The organism is Mycobacterium sp. NGS33, from assembly GCF_059812885.1.
The window spans coordinates 39,859-56,348 of sequence record NZ_JCALDN010000011.1 but is presented as its reverse complement, the minus strand read 5'-3'; the positions used below and the strand labels follow the sequence as shown (position 1 = coordinate 56,348).

Genomic DNA, 16,490 nt, shown 5'->3' with positions numbered 1-16,490 from the left:
GCGTCGTGGGTGCATGCCCGACGTTCACGTCAGCACGTCCGGGTCGGCCTTGATCGTCATGCGCGCCGCCCCCGCCCAGTACACGTCGGCCGCCCGTTCGATCAGCGAGCGTTGCATGCCGGCCATGTCCGACCAGTTCATCGCCACCGGATCCTTGCCGGTGAGCAGGACGTCGTAGGCCAGCTTGCAGACCCGTTCGACCGATGCCGCGCGGTAGACGGCCTCGGGCAGATTGCGGCCGGTCGCGATGACGCCGTGGTTGGCCAGGATGGTCAGGTTGGCGCCGCCGATGCGGGCCGCGAGTTCCGCGGCCCGTGCGGGACTATCGATTTCGCCGTCGTAGGTGTCGACCAGGCACAGGTCGTCGAGGAACAGCGAACCCGTCTGGTGCACCAGCTCTGGCAGCCTGCCCAGCGCGGCGAGCACGCACGCGTAGTAGGGATGGTTGTGGATCACCACGCGGGCGTCGTCGCGGACCCGGTGCAGCTCGGTGTGGATGTGGATGGCCGGGGTCACGTCCCAGCGCCCGCGGACCACATGGGCGTCGCGGTCGACCACACAGATGTCGGATGCGGTGATCTCCTGCCACCACAATCCCCAGGGGTTGACGAACATCTCCGTGTGACCGTCGGGCTGCCAGGTGATGTGCCCTGCCATGTTCTCGGCGAATCCGATGCCGGCCAGGTGACGGAAGGCCACGGCCAGCGCCTGTTCGCTGGACAGGTCGACGCCGATGGGCGGCACCACCGAGGGCGCCCAGACTTCCAACCCGCCGCGCCGTGCGTTAGGAGCGTTCATCACCGGCCTCCATTCTGGCTCCAATATCCTCGCGCAGCCGGCCTTTGGCTATCTTTCCGCCCGATGACCGGGGCAGTTCGTCGAGAACGATCAGCCGTTCGGGCAGCAGTTCCTTGGAAATCCCCAGCGCCAGCAGGTGTTCGACGAGCCCGGGCAGGTCGATGCGGGCGGAGTCGGCGAGTTCGGCGTAGAGGCAGACCTTTTCACCGAACACCGGGTCGGGCATCGCGACGGCCGCCGCCATCGCGATGGCGGGATGGGTCATGACGGCGTCTTCGACCTGGCTGGCGCTGATGTTCTTGCCGCCGCGGACGATGAAATCGGAGGTACGCCCGGTGACCCGCAGGTAGCCGTCGGCGTCGATCTCGCAGAGGTCACCCATGCGCATCCACCCGTCGCGGGTGAACAGCTTGTCGTGGTCGGTGCCGCCGAGGTAGCCCAGGCTGGTCGCCGGCCCCCGGCAGGCGGGCTGGCCTCGCCCCGTGGCGGTGACGTCGCGGTCCCCGTCGAACAGCCGGACCGACATTTCGGGGATGAGCCGGCCCGCGGTGCGCAACCGGCGCTCGCGCGAATCGCTGAGCGTTGTCGCGCTGAGCATCCCGGTCTCGTTCGAGCCGTAGAACTGCAGAATGGTGGCGCCCGAGAGTTCCTCGAACTCGGCGGCGGGCCGGTACGGCAACGCCTCGCCGCCGGTGTACACCACACGCAGCGAGCTCAGGTCGTAACCGCGGCTGGCCGGATCCGCCATGAGCATCGTCAGTTGCGTGCTGACGCAACACAATACGGTGACCCTGTGCCGGGCTATCGCTTCGCAGGTGGCGTTGGTGGTGAACCGGTCCAGCAGCACCGCGGTGGCGCCGAGGTGGATCGGGGTGGTGTGGCTGGTCCACAGCCCGAAGCCGAACGGCGTGGGTATGACCGGCAGGAATACCTCGTCGGAGGTCAGCCGACCATTGGCGACGGCTTTCTGGTGGAAGTAGTGCCAACGGTTCTGGGTGTGCACGACGCACTTGGGCAGCCCGGTGGTGCCCGAGGTGGAATTGATCAGGAAGACGTCGTCGGGACCGAGTTGGGCGTCGGGGTCCAGCGGCCTGGGTTCGGCGTCGACGTCGAGGCGAAGCGTCCCGCCGTCGTGACCCAACACCACCTGGGGCAGCCGCAGTGCGTTCGCCACTTCCCCGGCCGCCGCTGCTCGCGGCCCATCGCTGACCAGGATTGTCGGCTGGGCGGTGCGCAGGATCGCCGTCGCCTCCCGGGTGCCGGCCCGCGCACCGATGCCGACCACCACCGCACCGCAGCGTTCGATCGCGACGAACAGCACGTGAATGGCGGTGGAGTCGCCGTGCCATACCGCCACCCGGTCGTCGCGGGCGACGCCGGCCCCGGCCAATGACTCAGCCAAACCGTTTGCCGCACTGTCGAACTCATGCCAGGTGAGGGAGGACCCGCCATGGTCGAGGTAAGCGATGCGGTCCGGCGTCCGTTCGGCGTTGCGGCGCACCGCATCCGACAGCGTCGACAAAGACCACCAGCCGGCGGCGCGAAACCGGGCCGGGTCCTCGTCGGTGAACGCCGGCGAGCCCATGCTTCCCAGCCCCGCGGCGCCCATCACCAAATGATAGGAAAGCCGTCCGCGGTTTCGGCGCTAGGGATTCGGCGGTGCGGGCGCGGAGTGCTGGTTGTTGTCGGCGCTCGGGCGGCGCGGGTGCGGTGCGGGGCAGGTGATGTTGCGGATGCACCCGCAATTGAGGCCGATGATGCAGCCGCCTCCCCCGACGGGTTGCACCGGCACCGCGCCGCCCGGAGCCGGGGGCGCGGGCGTCACGACGGACGGCGTGGCGGTGGCTTGTGCGCCGCCAAACGAGAGGCCCATCGCCACGACGAACGCGGTCACGCAGCCGCACAGCGCGGCTCGCGTCGCGGCGTTCGGGGTCCCCATGAGGCACAACGATAGTGGCTGGTCGCGGTGGGCGCAGGTCGGCGGGGAGAACTGCGAGCACACTCCAAGGATCCTTCCAGGCGCCGGCCGCGGCGTTGCCTCGCCGTGAGTGGGATCGGTAGCGACGCAGGAGGTCTGCGTTGCCTACCCGTCATCACCGGCGGGCACAGTCCCAGCGAGGGCGTCTTCCAGAGCCGCGACGAGGTACGCGAGATCGCGCCGTCGCGACGCGGCCGGCCAGGCCACCCAGGTCCGACGCACCAGCGGGCGGCCGGCGAGGGCCAGCCAGCGCACCGAGTCCGGCAGCGGTTCCAGCCGCCCGGCGGGGGCCAGCGCGAATTTTCCCCCGGCGCTCACCGCGGCCAGCTTCACCTCCGGCAACAGGTCCTGGTCGTAGGACGCCGCGGGCCCCGGATCAATGCCATGGCTGCGTAGCACTGCCGTCAGCTCGTCGTACCAGGCCGGGCTGCCCGCGCGGGGAAACCCGAGCCACTGCAGGCCCGACAACCGGTCCAGGCGAATCTGCCCCTCGGCCGCCTCCATCGCGTCGGCTTGCTCGGCCGCAAGCAGCACGCCGAGCGGTTCCTCGGTGACGATCGAGACGTCCAGATGCTTGGCGATCGGGCGTTCGCGCACCAATCCCACGTCCAACTCCCCGGCCGACAACGCGTCGGTCTGCGCAGCGGTCGACAGATGACGAACCTCCACCACCGTCAGCGGGAACGCCGTCGCCAGCGACGCGAGCGCTCCCGAGAGCGGCTGTGCCGGCAGCTCGAGGGGTACGCCCACCCGCAGTGACCGGCCCTCCTGCGCCGAATGCTTGGCCATGGCGGTGATCGCGTGGTCGTAGCGCGCGATCACCGCCCGCGCCTCGCTCAGCAGGGTCATCCCCGCCGGCGTGGGCGCGACGCCCGAGCTACTGCGGGTCAACAGCTTGACGTCGAGTTCCTTCTCCAGGGCCTGGATCGTCTGGGACAGCGATGGCTGGCTGATGTGCAGGCGGCGCGCCGCCGCGGAGAGGCCCCCGTCCTCGACCACCGCGACGAAAGCCCGCAGATCCCAGATCTCCATGCAGTACTCCAACACGCCGTTCGCCGGCAACTGTTCCATTGCGCCACCCGATGGCGGCTATCGCGGACCGAAATGGGCGACCGCGGCGCCGGCGCCCGGGCATCGGGTTGTATTGAGGGATGCCTGACAGGGAGCCGGCCACATGACCGCCGCGCACGTCACCCGGTTGCTCGAGGAGTATCGGTCCTCGGGGCGCACCTTCAGCGCCGGCGGGCTCTCGTCGTTCGTGATCGAGGCGGGCCCGCCCGACGCGCCGCCGGTCGTGTGCGTGCATGGCGTCCCCGCCTCGGCCTACCTCTATCGCAAGGTGGTGCCGGAGCTGGGCGCTCGCGGGCTGCGCGGCGTCGCGGTCGATCTGCCGGGGCTCGGGTTCGCCGAGCGGCCCGATGACGCCGACTACTCCTGGACCGGGCTGGGCCGTTGGCTGCTCGGCGCGATCGACGCGTTGCGGCTGGACCGGTTCCATCTCGTGGTGCACGACATCGGCGGCCCCGTGGGATTCGAGGTGGCGCACGCGGTGCCCGAGCGGGTGTTGTCGTTGACGCTGCTGAACACCATCGTCGAAGTGGAGTCGTTTCACCGGCCCTGGCCCATGGAACCGTTTGCGCATCGCGGTATCGGCGAAGCCTGGTTGGCCTCGATGCACCTGCCCGGTGCCTTCGCGGCGATCATGCGCCTCGTCGGGGTGAGCCGGCGCGTCCCGTCCGCCGAACTCGCCTGCTGGCCGCCCCTGCTGTTCGGTGACGACGGCGGGCGAGCGTTCCTGAAAATCATGCGCGGGTTCGAACTTACCGCCGCCAAGCAGCAGCGCTACCTCGACGCCGTGCGGCCGGCGCGCTACCCCGTGCAGATCGTCTGGGGCGTCCGCGACGCGATGCTGCCCTGGCGGCGCTACGGCGTCCAGGCCCAGCGCGCCGCCGGTGTCGCAGACCCGATCCTGTTGCCGGCCAAGCACTTTCTTCAAGAGGACCATCCCGCGGAAATCGCCGCGGCGGTTCATCGCCTGACGACGCGGACCGCGTAAATCGCGGCGCTGACCCCGAACATCGCCGCGGTCAACAGCAACCAGCGGCCAAGGTAGGGGTCCTGGGTCTGGCCCGTGGCGGCCGAATAGGTGGCGGCGCCCTGCTTGATGATTCCGGGAAGGAACACCACCAGCGTCAGACCCGCTCCCAGCGCGGGCACCCGGATGTAGTTGACCACCGGCACGCGGGGCGGTTCCGGCCGGACGGCGGCCCGCGACAGCAGCGCGTCGAGGAGCGCATAGACCGGGAACAGCACCAGGTCGTGGACGACGATGGCCGCGGCGAACCACACGACGATCGACTGCCACCACACGCGCGAGTTCCACAGCGTGACCGGATCGATGGTGGCCACCACGTAGCCCACTAGCGCGAACCCGGCGAGCAGGGTCAGCAGGTGCAACGGGCCCGACCCGTAGAGCTTGACGAAAACCGCTCGCGCGCTACGCATTTGCCGCCGCCCGAAAGGCGATCGACTGCACCCATTTGGTGTTGTGCACGCCGGGCAGCGCCGGCACGATGATGCGCGCCGGGAAGCCGTGATCCGGTGACAAGTCGGTGCCGTTGACCAGCAACGCCAGCAGCGCGTCGGGGTGGCGCACCTGGCTCGCCTGCAGGGTCGCGCGGCCGAACGCGCCCGAGCGCTCCAACGACGACACGTGCGCCGATTCCGGTTCGGGCACGCCGGCCAGCCGGGCCAGATCCGCCAGCCGCACGCCGGTCCAGCGTTGGGTGGTCGACCATCCCTCCACGCAGGCGATCGGCAGCACCGAGGTGTGCTGCGGCATGGCCAGCAGCGCGGCGCGGTCCACTGTCACCGGGCGGGAACCACCGGTCAGGGTCAGGCGCCATCGGTCGCCGGTGCTTTCCGCGGAGATCCCGGCCGCCACCGCGGTCCGGTTGACCTCGAAATCGTTGGGTCCGGCCCCGCGGGTGCGCCCCCGCGGCAGCAGCAGCGCAGCCGGCCGCGCATAGCCACCCAGCGTCTGGCCCGCCGTGATGACCGCCATGAACAGCGCGCCGCCGCCCACCAGCGCCAGCGCGCCGCGGCGGCTCATGGTCGCCGGGCGCGGTTCCGAGGCGACCAGCCCGTCCGGCTCCCACTCCTGGGCTCTGGTGCCGGCACGCCCGGTCCGCGCGACGTCGCTCGGTGCGATCGAGCGCAGGCCGGACCACATCTTCGGGAACTTGATCGCGACATGCACGGCGAATCCGGTGATGAACACCCACGCCCCGAAGTAATGCGCGGTGTAGAAGCTGAACCCGAAGATGTAGTCGTACTGGATGTCCAGCACGCCGGTGACGATTTCAAACAGCACGCCCCCGACCAGCATCAGCAGCGAAACCCGTTCCAGCAGTTGGGCTATGGACCTCGCGGGCGGCCACACGAACAGCCGGGGTATCACCGACCACAGTTTGGCCAGCACGACCGGGATCAGGACCAGGCCGAGCCCGACGTGCAGGCCTTGGGTGAGCCGGTACAACCATGACGGGCGGGTGGGCCAGTCGAACGTCGGCAGCTTCAGCCACCCGACGTCACCGGGGATGGCCTGCCCGAACCGGGGCCCATAGGCGATGTACGACAGCAAGCCGGTGAGGATGACGATCGGCAGCGTCACCAGCAGCACCGACCCGAAGACCGATGTCAGCCACGGCCCGCGCAGCGGGCTGCGCCACCGCTGTGCCCGCCGGGCGCCCGGGGGCGGGTGCTCGCCGAGCCAGCGCCACAGCCACGCGGGGAATCCGTAGCCGCCGGGAGACCCCGGCGCCTCGGTGCCTTCGGGAGCGGGTGAGCGGACGGGGCGCATCATCGATGATGATCCACGACGAGTCCGGGAAAATGGTTCAGATTCGGTGCGCGTTCAGGCGGCGGCCCCGCCGCCGTCGACGTACAGCGTCGATCCGGTGACGTAGCCTGCCCGCGGCGACGCCAGGAACAGCACCGCCTGGGCGATCTCCGCCGGGCGCGCGGTGCGGCGCAGCGGGAGGGTGGTGGCGATGTCCTCGATGGACTCCCCCCACTCGGCGAGGACACCCGCGGTGCGCGTGGGCCCCGGCGAAACGCTGTTCACCCGGACACCGTGCGGGCCGAATTCGGCGGCCCATGTGCGCGTCAGCGACGCCAGCGCCGCCTTCGTCGCGCCGTACACCGATGCCCCCGGCATCCCTTTTCGAGCCGCCAGGGACGTGACGTTGACGATGCTGCCGCGCTGACGGGCGATCATGCCGGGGGCGAGTTGCGCGACCAGGAAGTAGGCACCCCGCACGTTGGTGTCGAACATGGCCTCGAACGGGGCGAGACCTTGCTCGACAGTGGGTGCGACGGGGAAGGCGCCGGCGTTGTTGACGAGCACGTCGACCGGTCCGGCTTCGCTCACCAGCTCCGCGATCGAATCCATGTCACCGAGGTCGGCGCGAACGAACCTGACCTTGCCGTCGATTTCGGCCACGGCGCGGGCACCCCGGTCGGCGTCTCGTCCCGAGATCACCACCTCGGCGCCCTCGCCCGCCAGCAGGCGGGCCGATTCGAGGCCGATGCCGGCGGTGCCGCCGGTGACCAGAGCGATCTGGGATTCGAGTTCCATCACCCCATTCAAACCGGCGATCGGCGCGTGGAGTCCTCTCCGGCCATTGGGATCGCCGATGCCATCGATCAACAATCCCGATGAGGTCGGCCGCGGATCAGTCCTTGCCCCGCGGCGGCGGCTGCACCTCGACGCCACCGGAGTCGTGTTCGGGGCCGGCGGAGGGATGCTCGGCGGGCACCCGGTCACGGGAGCGATTGCCCTCGCTCGGCCGCTCGGGATCGGGCCGATGCACGTTGCCGTGGTAGGGACCCGGCTTCGGCCGGGGCTTCCCGCCCGGGAAGGCCAGCCGAAAGATGCTGCGGTGCACCATCGCCCACTGCTTCGAGAAACGGCCGGAGTTGTAAGGCAGCTCGTAGCGCTCGCAGATCTCCTTGACCTGCGGCGCGATCTCGGAGTATCGACTGCTCGGCATGTCCGGGTAGAGGTGGTGCTCGACCTGATAACCGAGATTGCCGCTGATGATGTGGAACAGCGGGCTGCCGTCGATGTTCGCGGCGCCGAGCAATTGGCGCACATACCAACCGCCGCGGCTCTCGTCCTCGACTTCTTCCGGCGTGAACGTGTACGTCTGGTCGGGAAAGTGGCCGCAGAAGATGATGGCGTGGGCCCACACGTTGCGGATGACGTTGGCCAGCGCGTCGGCGGCCAGCGTGCGCAGGTAGGTGCTTTCGACACCCGGCGCGACCTTGTCGAGGAACTTCGCCACGGCGCCCGTGCGGCGGCCCGTGGACACCCTGCGCAGCCGCCTGGCGACGCGGGACTGCGCCGGCTGTTCGAGCCGGCCACCCGTCGCCAATTGCGCGAGCCCGAACGCGCCCGCGCTGATCAGCGGCCACCCGAGATAGTCCTTGACGATCTGCGCGCGCGCCTTGACCCCGATCCCTTTGAGGTCCTTGCGCACCTCGGACCAGGGCTTCTCCCGCTTGCGGATGGCGTCGATGTCCATGTCGTGGACGGCGACGCCCCACTCGAACAGCAGCGTGAGCAACAGGTTGTAGATCGGCTGGCCCAGATACCGCGGCGCCCATTTCTGGTTGGGGTCGATCCGCATGATCTCGTAGCCGAGATCTTTGTCCTTGCCCAGGATGTTGGTGAACGTGTGGTGGATGTAATTGTGCGAGTGCTTCCATGACTCGGCGGTCGACGCCGTGTCCCAGTCCCACACCGAGGAGTGGATATCGGGATCGTTCATCCAGTCCCACTGGCCGTGCATGACGTTGTGGCCGATCTCCATGTTCTCCAGGATCTTGGCCATCGAGAGGCACGCGGTGCCCAGCAGCCACGCGGTCTTCGAGCGCGAGGCCAGCAGCAGCACCCGGCCGGCCACCACGATCTGCCGTTGCGCCGAGATGACGTTCTTGATGTAGCGCCGGTCGCGCTCGCCGAGGTCGGCGAACACGTCGTCGTGAATCGCGTCGAATTCCTTGGCAAGCTTTTCCAGCTCTTGCTCGCTCAAGCGAGCGAGTGGGTTGTCAGCGGCATTCTTTACGGCAGTGGTCACAAGCCGCTCCTTTCGATCAGAGTTCGAGTTCGACGTCGCCCTCAGCGGTGTTGATGCAGATTCGGACGTCTTGTCCGGTCGGTTCGATGACGTCACCCGAGCGCAGGTCACGCAGCTTGCCCGACTTCAGCGTCCCGACGCAGGTGTGGCAGATTCCGATGCGACAGCCATAGGCGAGGTTGAGACCGGCCTTCTCGCCGGCCTCGAGAATCGATGTGCCGCCGTCACATTCGACTTCCTTCTCACTGTCGGAGAAGCAGACGGTGCCGCCCTCGCCGGCGTTGGCGTCGCCGCCGATCTTCGGTTGGAACCGCTCGAAGTGCAGGCGGTCGCAGTCGCCGTGTTCTTTCCAGTGTTCGATCAGCGCGTCGAGCATTTCCCCGGGACCCGAGCAGAAGGCCTCGCGCTCACGCCAGTCCGGGCACACTTCGTCCAGGTCGCCGGGCGTGAACCGGCCCTGTTCGGAGGTGAGGCGAAGATCCAGCCGCAGCCCCTCGTGGCGCTGCTCGAGCTCTTCCAAGGCGGGCAGGAACATGGCCTGCTCGCGGGTTCGCGCGGAATGGATCACCAGCGCGTCGCGCAATTCGTCGCGATGGTCGAGGTCGCGCAGCATGCTGATGATCGGCGTGATGCCGCTGCCCGCGCTGATGAACAGCATCTTGGCCGGCAGCGGTTCGGGCAGCGTGAAGACGCCCTCGATTTCGCCCAACCGCACGAGGTCGCCCGGTTGAATCTTGTGCACGAGGTAGGGCGACACGGCGCCGCCGTCGACGCGCTTCGGCGTGACGCTGATCAGGCCGTCTTCGGGCCTGGGATCCGAGGTCAGCGAGTACGCGCGCCAGTGGTAGACGCCGTCGATGACCACCCCGAGGCGCACATATTGACCGGGCTTGTGGCCGGGCCATTCGTAGCCGGGGCGAATCAGGACGCTGGCCGCCTCCGAGCCCTGCTGCTCGATGCGTTCGACCTTCCCGCGCAGCTCCTTGGTGGTCCACAGCGGGTTGATCATCTCGAGGTAGTCGTCGGGCTGCAGCGGGCTGAACAACCGTCGCACCGCCCGCAGGAATAACCGCCGTCCGCGTGGGACGTTGGGCTGGGCACCGCGTTCAGCCATGTGTTCTAGAGTACACAGTTGTACACCGACTCCAAACATCGAAATGAATTCTGTTGGCGCGCAAGCTTAGACATATGTCGAACGCGCGCACAGCGCAGGCATAGCCGTTCACTGGCTGCTGCGTACCGATGGTTAGGGCTATGGCGTTAGATACCTCTGAGGTGCCCCGGCCGTCCGTCGGCCAAACGTTTGCTCAGCAGTTTGACAGGAGCCAGGCGCCGCGGCGTACGGCCGCCGCGGCGCCTAATGTCGATGGGTGTGCTGATCGGCTTCCTCCTCGCGCTGGGCTGTTCGCTGTGTTACGGGACGGCGACCGTGCTGCAGGCGGCAGGGACCCGCTCCGTGGAAGCCGGCAGCGGCTCGGGCGTCGACGCCGTCCTGCTGTTGCGCGCCGTGCGGCAGTGGCGCTATCTGGCCGGGGTCGGTCTCGACGTCGCCGGGTTCGCGCTTCAAGTCGCCGCGCTGCGCCTGGTCCCCATCTACGTCGTCGCGGCCGCGCTGGCCGCCTCGATCGCGGTCACCGGCGTGGTGGCCGCGTGGGTGCTGTCTGCGCGGCTGTCGTCGGGGGAATGGACGGCCGTGGGCGTGGTCTGCGCCAGCCTGGTCGTTCTCGCCCTGGCCGCCGGCCCCGGCCACTTTCGGCACGCCCCGGCCGGGCTCGGCTGGGCGTTGCTGGGGGTGGTGGCGGCGATCTTCCTCGGCGGCGCCGCCGCGGGGCGCTTGCCCGACCGCGCGCGTGCGCTCGCGCTGGGGCTGGCCGCCGGCAGCGGCTTCGGCGTCGTCGAGGTGGGTGTGCGGCTGATCGAGGCGATCGATCCCACCAAGCGGGCGTTCTACACCAACCCCGCGCTGTACGCGGCGGCCGCCGGCGGGGCCGCGGGTTTTCTGTTGCTCACCTCGGCGCTGCACCGCGGATCGGTGACCACGGCCGTCGCCGGCATGGTGGTCGGCGAGACGCTCGCACCGGCATTCGTCGGGGTGGTGTGGCTGGGCGACACCGCGCGCGAGGGGCTGGGCTGGCTGGTGGTCGCGGGCTTCGCCGTCGCCGTGTGCGCGACGCTGGTGCTGGCGCGGTTCGGGGAGGCACCCCAGCCCGACCCCGTCGAGGAAGCGGGCTGAGGCCGCTTCACGATCCTGCGACGCCGGATGCCGCACGGCCGGCGGCGTTTTCGCTCACCGGGACATAACTGCTGCCACGTGCCGGGCGCGCCCACAACAACCCCTCCTGCGCGGTCACACCCGCGGCGATGAGCGCCCGCTTGAGAATCTTGTTGGTCGCGGTCGCCGGCAGTCGGTCGTTGATCCGCACGTAGCGGGGCCATGCCTTCGGCGACAGATCCGGCTGCGCGGCAAGGAATTTCGCGAAAACGTCCGGGCTCAGGCGGGCCCCGGGGCGCAGCACCAGGGCGGCCATCACCTGGTCGCCGACCCGGTCGTCGGGAACCGCATAGACGGCGACCTGGCTGATCTCGGGCAGCCGCGCCAGAATCCGCTCGATCGGGCCGGCCGCCAGGTTCTCCCCGTCCACCCGCATCCAATCGGCGGTGCGGCCGGCCAGGTAAATCCAGCCGTCGTCGTCGCGATAGGCCAGATCTCCCGACCAGTACATCCCGTGCCGCATGCGCTCCGCGGTGGCACCCGGATCGTTGTAGTAGCCGGCGAAGGGGCCCGCCCCCTGGGTGTTGACGAGCTCGCCGACGGCGTCGTCGAAGTTGGTCAGCGCCCCGTGGGCGTCGAACTTCGCGGGTTCGCATTCCCGCAGCGTCGTCGGGTTGTAGATGCTCACCCCCGGGTACGGCTTGCCGATGGAGCCGGGCGGGGTGCCGTCTTCGCGCACCACGATCACCGCGAATTCACTCGACCCGAAGCTGTCGACGACCCGGCACCCGAAACGCCTTGCGAATTCGGCGATGTCGCGATCGGTCGCCTCGTTGCCGAAGGCCACCCGCAAGGTGTTGTCGGCGTCGTCGGGACGCTCGGGCGTGGACAGGATCAGCGCCAGCGGCTTGCCGACGTAGTTCACATAGGTCACGCGATAGCGACGCACATCGTCGAGGAAGCGGGACGGCGAAAACCGCGCCGGCACCATGGTGGCCCCGCTGCCGATGGCGACCGCCCACCCCGCGGCGACGCCGTTCGAGTGAAAGAGCGGCATCGACAGGTAGCAGACGTCGTCGGCGGTGACGTCGTACTGAAAGATCAGGCTGGCACCGCACATGATCGCCATGCCGTGGGCGAACCGCACCACCTTGGGGTCACCGCTGGTGCCCGAGGTGAAGATCATCATCAGGGTGTCTTCGGCTGCCACCTCGCGATGCGGCGCCAGCGGTGGCGCAGCCGCGACGGCGTCGGCGTAGTGGCCGCCGGTCACATCGATTAGCTGAATACCGTTGAGGTCCAAGTCTTTCAGCAGTTCCAGGTGCTCCGGGTCGGCGAGCAATATCTGGCAGTCGGATCGGCGGATGTCGGCCAGCAATCCCGATCCGCGCCGCGTGGTGTTGATCCCGCACAGCACGTAGCCGCCCAGCGCCGCCGCGGCCATGGCGCGCAGCATGGCCGGGGAGTTGCCCAGTACGGCGCCGACATGCAACGGGCGTGCGGGGTCGGCCAGCGCGATCAGCGCGGCGGCCTCCGCCTCGGCTTCGGCGAGGTGCTCGCGCCAGGTCCAGGTCCGCTCGCCGTGCACCAGCGCCCGGGCGTCGTCATGGCGACGTTGCCGCAGCAGCTGTTGGACCGTCTCCGGCACGGGTTCACCTCCTCGTCGACGTCATCGGGTGGTCAACACCAGCCCCGCGTAGTCGTTCTGGGCCACCTCGTCGCAGCGCCGCCGATAGGTGCCGAAACCGCCGATGTAGGGCATGAAGACTCGCTTCTTGCCCTCGATGTTGGTGCCCAGGTACCACGAGGATGCCGCGCTGGGGAACAGGGTCCGCTCGGCCGCTTGGGCCACGTGTTCGGTCCAGGCGATCGCCGCGTCGTGGCGGGGCTCGACCTCGTCCACGCCGAGGCGTCGCGCGGTCCGCACCAGGTCGACCACCCAGTCGACCTGAACCTCGGCGTGCAGCACCATATTGGACAGCACCGACGGGCTGCCCGGCCCGCTGATGGTGAACAGGTTCGGCAGGCCGGGCACCATCAGGCCGAGGAAGGTCACCGGGCCGCCGGCCCAGAGGTCACGCAGCCGCTGTCCCCCGGGACCTTTCGGGTCGATCCGGGTCAGCGCGCCGGTCATGGCGTCGAAGCCGGTCGCGAAGACCAGCACGTCGCAGGGGTATGTCGTCGCGCTTGTTCGCACCCCGTCGGCGGTGATCGTCTCGATGGGCTCGCGGCGCAGGTTCACCAGCCGAACGTTGTCGCGGTTGAAGGTGGCGTAGTAGCCGTCGTCGGTGCAGATGCGTTTGGTTCCGATCGGGTGATCGACCGGAATGAGATCGGCTGCGACGGCGGGATCGTTGACGATCTCGCGGATCCGCTGCTCGGCGAACGTCCTGGCGATGTCGTTGGCGGACAGGTCGCTGGTCTGGTCGGGGAAGGTCTTGGCGAACAGCACTCCGCCTTCGCGCCAGCGTTTCCACAGCGCTTCGGTCCGTTCCTGCGGTTCGGTGTCGACGGCGTTCTTGTGGTAGGTGCCGTGCGGTGTGCCCGCCGGCGCATAGGCGGAGAGCCGGCGGCGTTCGGGGTACTGCTCCTGGATCTGTCGCTGTTCCTCGGCCGACCACGGCCGGTTGGGCATCGGGATGGTGTAGTTCGCGGATCGCTGGAATACGACCAGGTTTTCGGCGGCGGCCGCGATGATCGGGGCCACCTGGATCCCGGACGATCCCGTGCCGATCAGGCCCACCCGCTTGCCGCGCAGCTCGGGATCTTCGCGCGGCCACGCCGCCGTGAAATACACCTGCCCCGAAAAGTCCTCGGCCCCGGGGATGTCGGGACGATTCAGCGCCGACAGGCAGCCGGTCGCACACAACAGGAACTGTGCGACAAAGCGCTGTCCGGTCGCGGTGTCGACGTGCCAGCGGCCTTCCTCGAAGCTGGCGCCGGTGACGTCGACGCCGAATCGGTAGTGGCGGCGCAGCTCGAAACGGTCGGCGACGTGGCGTAGGTAGGCCAGGATTTCCGGCTGGGCGGCGAAGCGTTCGGTCCACCACCAGCTCCGCTGCAGTTCTTCGTCGAATGAGTAGGAGTAGTCCACGCTTTCGACGTCGCAGCGCGCGCCGGGGTAGCGGTTCCAGTACCAGGTACCGCCGACGTCGGGGGCGGCCTCGATGCCGGTGACCGACAGGCCCGATGAGGCGACCCGGTGCACGGCGTAGAGCCCGGCGAACCCGGCGCCGATGACGATGACGTCGCTGTCGACCGGGTCGTCCATGTGCACCTCCGACCTACCGCCCGGGCTCATGCGGGCCGATATTTCAGAAGGGTGATGCCCTCTTGGGGCAGATCGTAGAACACCGGCCGCACCCGCATGCCGATGCGGATGTCACCCGGGTCGACGTCGACCAACTCGGTGCTGAATTTCGGTCCGGCATCCCACTGCACCACCGCGGGCAGCTGCGGCAGCGCGTCGGCCCACGGCGGCCCGGTGGGCCGGCGGGCGACCGTGAAGGTGTATAGCGTTGCGGCACCGTCAATTTCGCGCCACTGCAGGTCGTCGGCCAGGGTTCCGGGGGTCAGGGTGCGCGGATAGAACACGTAGCGTTGTGCTGACGGCGAGTACTGGACCAGGATGCGGTGCCGGGCCAGGCCGTCCCAGAAGGGCTGCGAGACCGGCGTGGGCTCCGGGATGGGGCGGGTCATGGTTAGTCCCCCCGCAGGAGCAGTGCGACCTGTTCGCTCATGATGCCGCCGTTGCCGGTGACGAACGCCGTGTGGCAGTCGGTCACCTGCGCGTCACCCGCGCGGCCCATGATCTGGCGCGCGCCGTCCACCACGTGGTGCATGCCGCCGGCCATGCCGGCCTGACCGAAGGACAGCTGGCCACCGGCGGTGTTGAGGGGGAAGTCGCCGCGGTAGGTCAGGTCGTGCTCGTTGACCCACGACATGCCTTGGCCTTTCGCGCAGAATCCGGCGTCCTCGAGACTCATCAGCACCGTGATGGTGTAGCAGTCGTAGATCGACGCGATGTCGACGTCCGATCGGTCGAGCCCCGCCATCGCGAAGGCCCGGTCGGCGGCGCGGGCGATCGGGGTGGACAGCAGGTCCTCGGCATAGGTCGGGGTCTTGAAGGCGATGTGTTCGCCGAAGCCCTTGATCCACACCGGGCGGTGGCGGCCGCGGCGGGCGATGTCGGCGTTGGCGATCAGCACCCCCACTCCCCCGTGCACCCGCATCACGGTTTCCAGCATGTGGATCGGGTCGGCGATCATCGCGCTGTCCAGCACGTCGTCGACCGTGATGGGGGTGCCGTGGAAGACCGCGCCGGGGTGCGCACACGCGTTGGTCCGCTGGTCGACGGCGATCTTGGCGACCGCGGCAGGGTCGTAGCCGAATTCGGCCGCGTAGCGCTGAGCGATCTGCGCGTAGGGCGCGTTCTGGCCCACGTTGCCGTAGGGGATCTCGAACTCGGCCTGCGGCGAGCCATAGTTGTTCGACGACGCCCCATACCAATTCGGGTCGGGTGCCGGTCGCCGCTGCGACAGCGGCACCGCGGACGACCCGGGCACCACCGCCAGCACCGCGTCGCAGATGCCGAGTTCGACGGCCGCGGCGGCGCGCCAGATCATCCCGGCCGAGGTTGCGCCGCCCAGATCGACCCGCTCGCCGAAATCCAGTGCCAAGCCCAAATATTCGCACAGTGTCGCCGGTGCGAACATCGCCGATTCGGCGATGCCGTGGGTCAGCAGGCCGTTGACACGGCCGGGATCCACCCCGGCGTCCTCGATCACCAGCTTGGCCAGCATCGCGTACTGGTCGAGGGTGAACAGCGGCGCCCGGGTGGGGCGGCGTTCGGCGGGCAACTCCGCGATGCCGACGATGGCGGCCTCGCCGCGCAGCCCGGTCATGGCTGGGCTCCCCGCATCGGCAACTCGACCGTGGCCATGCCCGGCATCAGGATCGTGTCACCGCGGCGCCCGGCGATCACGAGATCGACCAATCCGGTCCCGTTGTCGCTCAGGCGTTTACCAGTGATCTCGCCACCGAAGCTCAGCGACTCGCCCGGATAGGCGATCGCCCGGTTCTGCACCGAAAAGGACACCAGTCGGCCGCGCCCGCCGATCCAGTCGCCGAGCGCGCGGGCCAGCAGCGCCGCCTGCAGCGGGCCGTGCACCAGGACGTTGTCGTAGCCTTCGGCGTCGCGGGCCCACTCCTTGTCGTAGTGGATGCGGTGGCCGTTGTAGGTGGCGGCGCTGAAGAAGAACATCTGCGTTTCGTCGACGGTGACGGTCAGCACGGGAATATGCTCGCCCACCGCGATGTCGTCGAAGAACGGCTGGTGATCGGTCATGGCGCACAAGGC

General features: G+C 69.0%; 16 protein-coding genes. 2 read left to right on the top strand and 14 right to left on the bottom strand.

Annotated features, from left to right (window positions below):
• Window positions 1-24 precede the first annotated feature (24 nt).
• The 4 genes from AC5Y5B_RS17620 to AC5Y5B_RS17605 all read right to left on the bottom strand — a co-directional run bounded on the left by AC5Y5B_RS17620 (window position 25) and on the right by AC5Y5B_RS17605 (window position 3,847).
• On the bottom strand, window positions 25-798 hold the full coding sequence (locus tag AC5Y5B_RS17620; RefSeq protein ID WP_112633320.1) for a class II aldolase/adducin family protein: 774 nt from the start codon (window positions 796-798) through the stop codon (window positions 25-27).
• Window positions 785-2,407 (bottom strand): class I adenylate-forming enzyme family protein, encoded by a 1,623-nt coding sequence (locus AC5Y5B_RS17615; protein WP_112633319.1) that lies wholly within the window; start codon window positions 2,405-2,407, stop codon window positions 785-787. Before AC5Y5B_RS17615 ends, AC5Y5B_RS17620 begins: the two co-directional genes overlap by 14 nt.
• A gap of 36 nt (window positions 2,408-2,443) precedes the next feature.
• Window positions 2,444-2,737, bottom strand: coding sequence for a hypothetical protein (locus AC5Y5B_RS17610; protein WP_112633318.1), 294 nt, complete (start codon window positions 2,735-2,737; stop codon window positions 2,444-2,446).
• Between the two features lie 144 nt (window positions 2,738-2,881).
• The gene (locus tag AC5Y5B_RS17605) at window positions 2,882-3,847 is read right to left on the bottom strand and encodes a LysR family transcriptional regulator (protein WP_112633317.1); all 966 of its coding nucleotides are present in this window, start codon (window positions 3,845-3,847) and stop codon (window positions 2,882-2,884) included.
• Between the two features lie 103 nt (window positions 3,848-3,950).
• Here AC5Y5B_RS17605 and AC5Y5B_RS17600 point away from each other — a divergent pair, with 103 nt between their 5' ends.
• Window positions 3,951-4,832 (top strand): alpha/beta fold hydrolase, encoded by an 882-nt coding sequence (locus AC5Y5B_RS17600; RefSeq protein WP_112633316.1) that lies wholly within the window; start codon window positions 3,951-3,953, stop codon window positions 4,830-4,832.
• On the opposite strand, the gene AC5Y5B_RS17595 is transcribed toward AC5Y5B_RS17600, so the two are convergent.
• The 5 genes from AC5Y5B_RS17595 to AC5Y5B_RS17575 form a co-directional block, all read right to left on the bottom strand.
• Complete coding sequence (locus AC5Y5B_RS17595; RefSeq protein ID WP_112633315.1) at window positions 4,805-5,281, bottom strand: hypothetical protein; 477 nt, start codon at window positions 5,279-5,281, stop codon at window positions 4,805-4,807. The genes AC5Y5B_RS17600 and AC5Y5B_RS17595 overlap by 28 nt on opposite strands.
• Entirely contained in the window at window positions 5,274-6,638 is a 1,365-nt protein-coding gene (locus tag AC5Y5B_RS17590) for a molybdopterin-dependent oxidoreductase (protein ID WP_240631753.1), read from the bottom strand. The genes AC5Y5B_RS17595 and AC5Y5B_RS17590 overlap by 8 nt, the downstream gene beginning before the upstream one ends.
• Window positions 6,639-6,692: 54 nt before the next feature.
• Window positions 6,693-7,415 (bottom strand): SDR family NAD(P)-dependent oxidoreductase, encoded by a 723-nt coding sequence (locus AC5Y5B_RS17585; RefSeq protein ID WP_112633314.1) that lies wholly within the window; start codon window positions 7,413-7,415, stop codon window positions 6,693-6,695.
• A gap of 97 nt (window positions 7,416-7,512) precedes the next feature.
• Window positions 7,513-8,919 carry a fatty acid desaturase family protein gene (locus tag AC5Y5B_RS17580; RefSeq protein WP_112633313.1) on the bottom strand — a complete coding sequence of 469 codons (1,407 nt, stop codon included), beginning with the start codon at window positions 8,917-8,919 and terminating at the stop codon, window positions 7,513-7,515.
• A 16-nt stretch (window positions 8,920-8,935) separates the two neighbouring features.
• Entirely contained in the window at window positions 8,936-10,033 is a 1,098-nt protein-coding gene (locus AC5Y5B_RS17575; RefSeq protein WP_112633312.1) for a ferredoxin reductase, read from the bottom strand.
• A 246-nt stretch (window positions 10,034-10,279) separates the two neighbouring features.
• On the opposite strand from AC5Y5B_RS17575, the gene AC5Y5B_RS17570 reads away from it, so the two are divergent.
• Window positions 10,280-11,152, top strand: coding sequence for a DMT family transporter (locus AC5Y5B_RS17570; RefSeq protein ID WP_112633311.1), 873 nt, complete (start codon window positions 10,280-10,282; stop codon window positions 11,150-11,152).
• A gap of 7 nt (window positions 11,153-11,159) precedes the next feature.
• On the opposite strand, the gene fadD1 is transcribed toward AC5Y5B_RS17570, so the two are convergent.
• Genes fadD1 through AC5Y5B_RS17545 form a run of 5 tightly spaced genes read right to left on the bottom strand, consistent with a single transcriptional unit; the run spans window position 11,160 to window position 16,478 of the window.
• Window positions 11,160-12,779, bottom strand: coding sequence for a fatty-acid--CoA ligase FadD1 (gene fadD1, locus AC5Y5B_RS17565; protein ID WP_112633310.1), 1,620 nt, complete (start codon window positions 12,777-12,779; stop codon window positions 11,160-11,162).
• 21 nt (window positions 12,780-12,800) lie between these two features.
• Window positions 12,801-14,402: a flavin-containing monooxygenase gene (locus AC5Y5B_RS17560; protein ID WP_112633309.1), complete on the bottom strand. Its 1,602-nt coding sequence runs from the start codon at window positions 14,400-14,402 to the stop codon at window positions 12,801-12,803.
• 26 nt (window positions 14,403-14,428) lie between these two features.
• On the bottom strand, window positions 14,429-14,830 hold the full coding sequence (locus tag AC5Y5B_RS17555) for a Zn-ribbon domain-containing OB-fold protein (RefSeq protein ID WP_500006026.1): 402 nt from the start codon (window positions 14,828-14,830) through the stop codon (window positions 14,429-14,431).
• A gap of 2 nt (window positions 14,831-14,832) precedes the next feature.
• Window positions 14,833-16,035 carry a thiolase family protein gene (locus tag AC5Y5B_RS17550; RefSeq protein ID WP_112633308.1) on the bottom strand — a complete coding sequence of 401 codons (1,203 nt, stop codon included), beginning with the start codon at window positions 16,033-16,035 and terminating at the stop codon, window positions 14,833-14,835.
• Window positions 16,032-16,478: a MaoC/PaaZ C-terminal domain-containing protein gene (locus AC5Y5B_RS17545; RefSeq protein ID WP_112633307.1), complete on the bottom strand. Its 447-nt coding sequence runs from the start codon at window positions 16,476-16,478 to the stop codon at window positions 16,032-16,034. The genes AC5Y5B_RS17550 and AC5Y5B_RS17545 overlap by 4 nt, the downstream gene beginning before the upstream one ends.
• Between the last annotated feature and the right edge of the window lie 12 nt (window positions 16,479-16,490).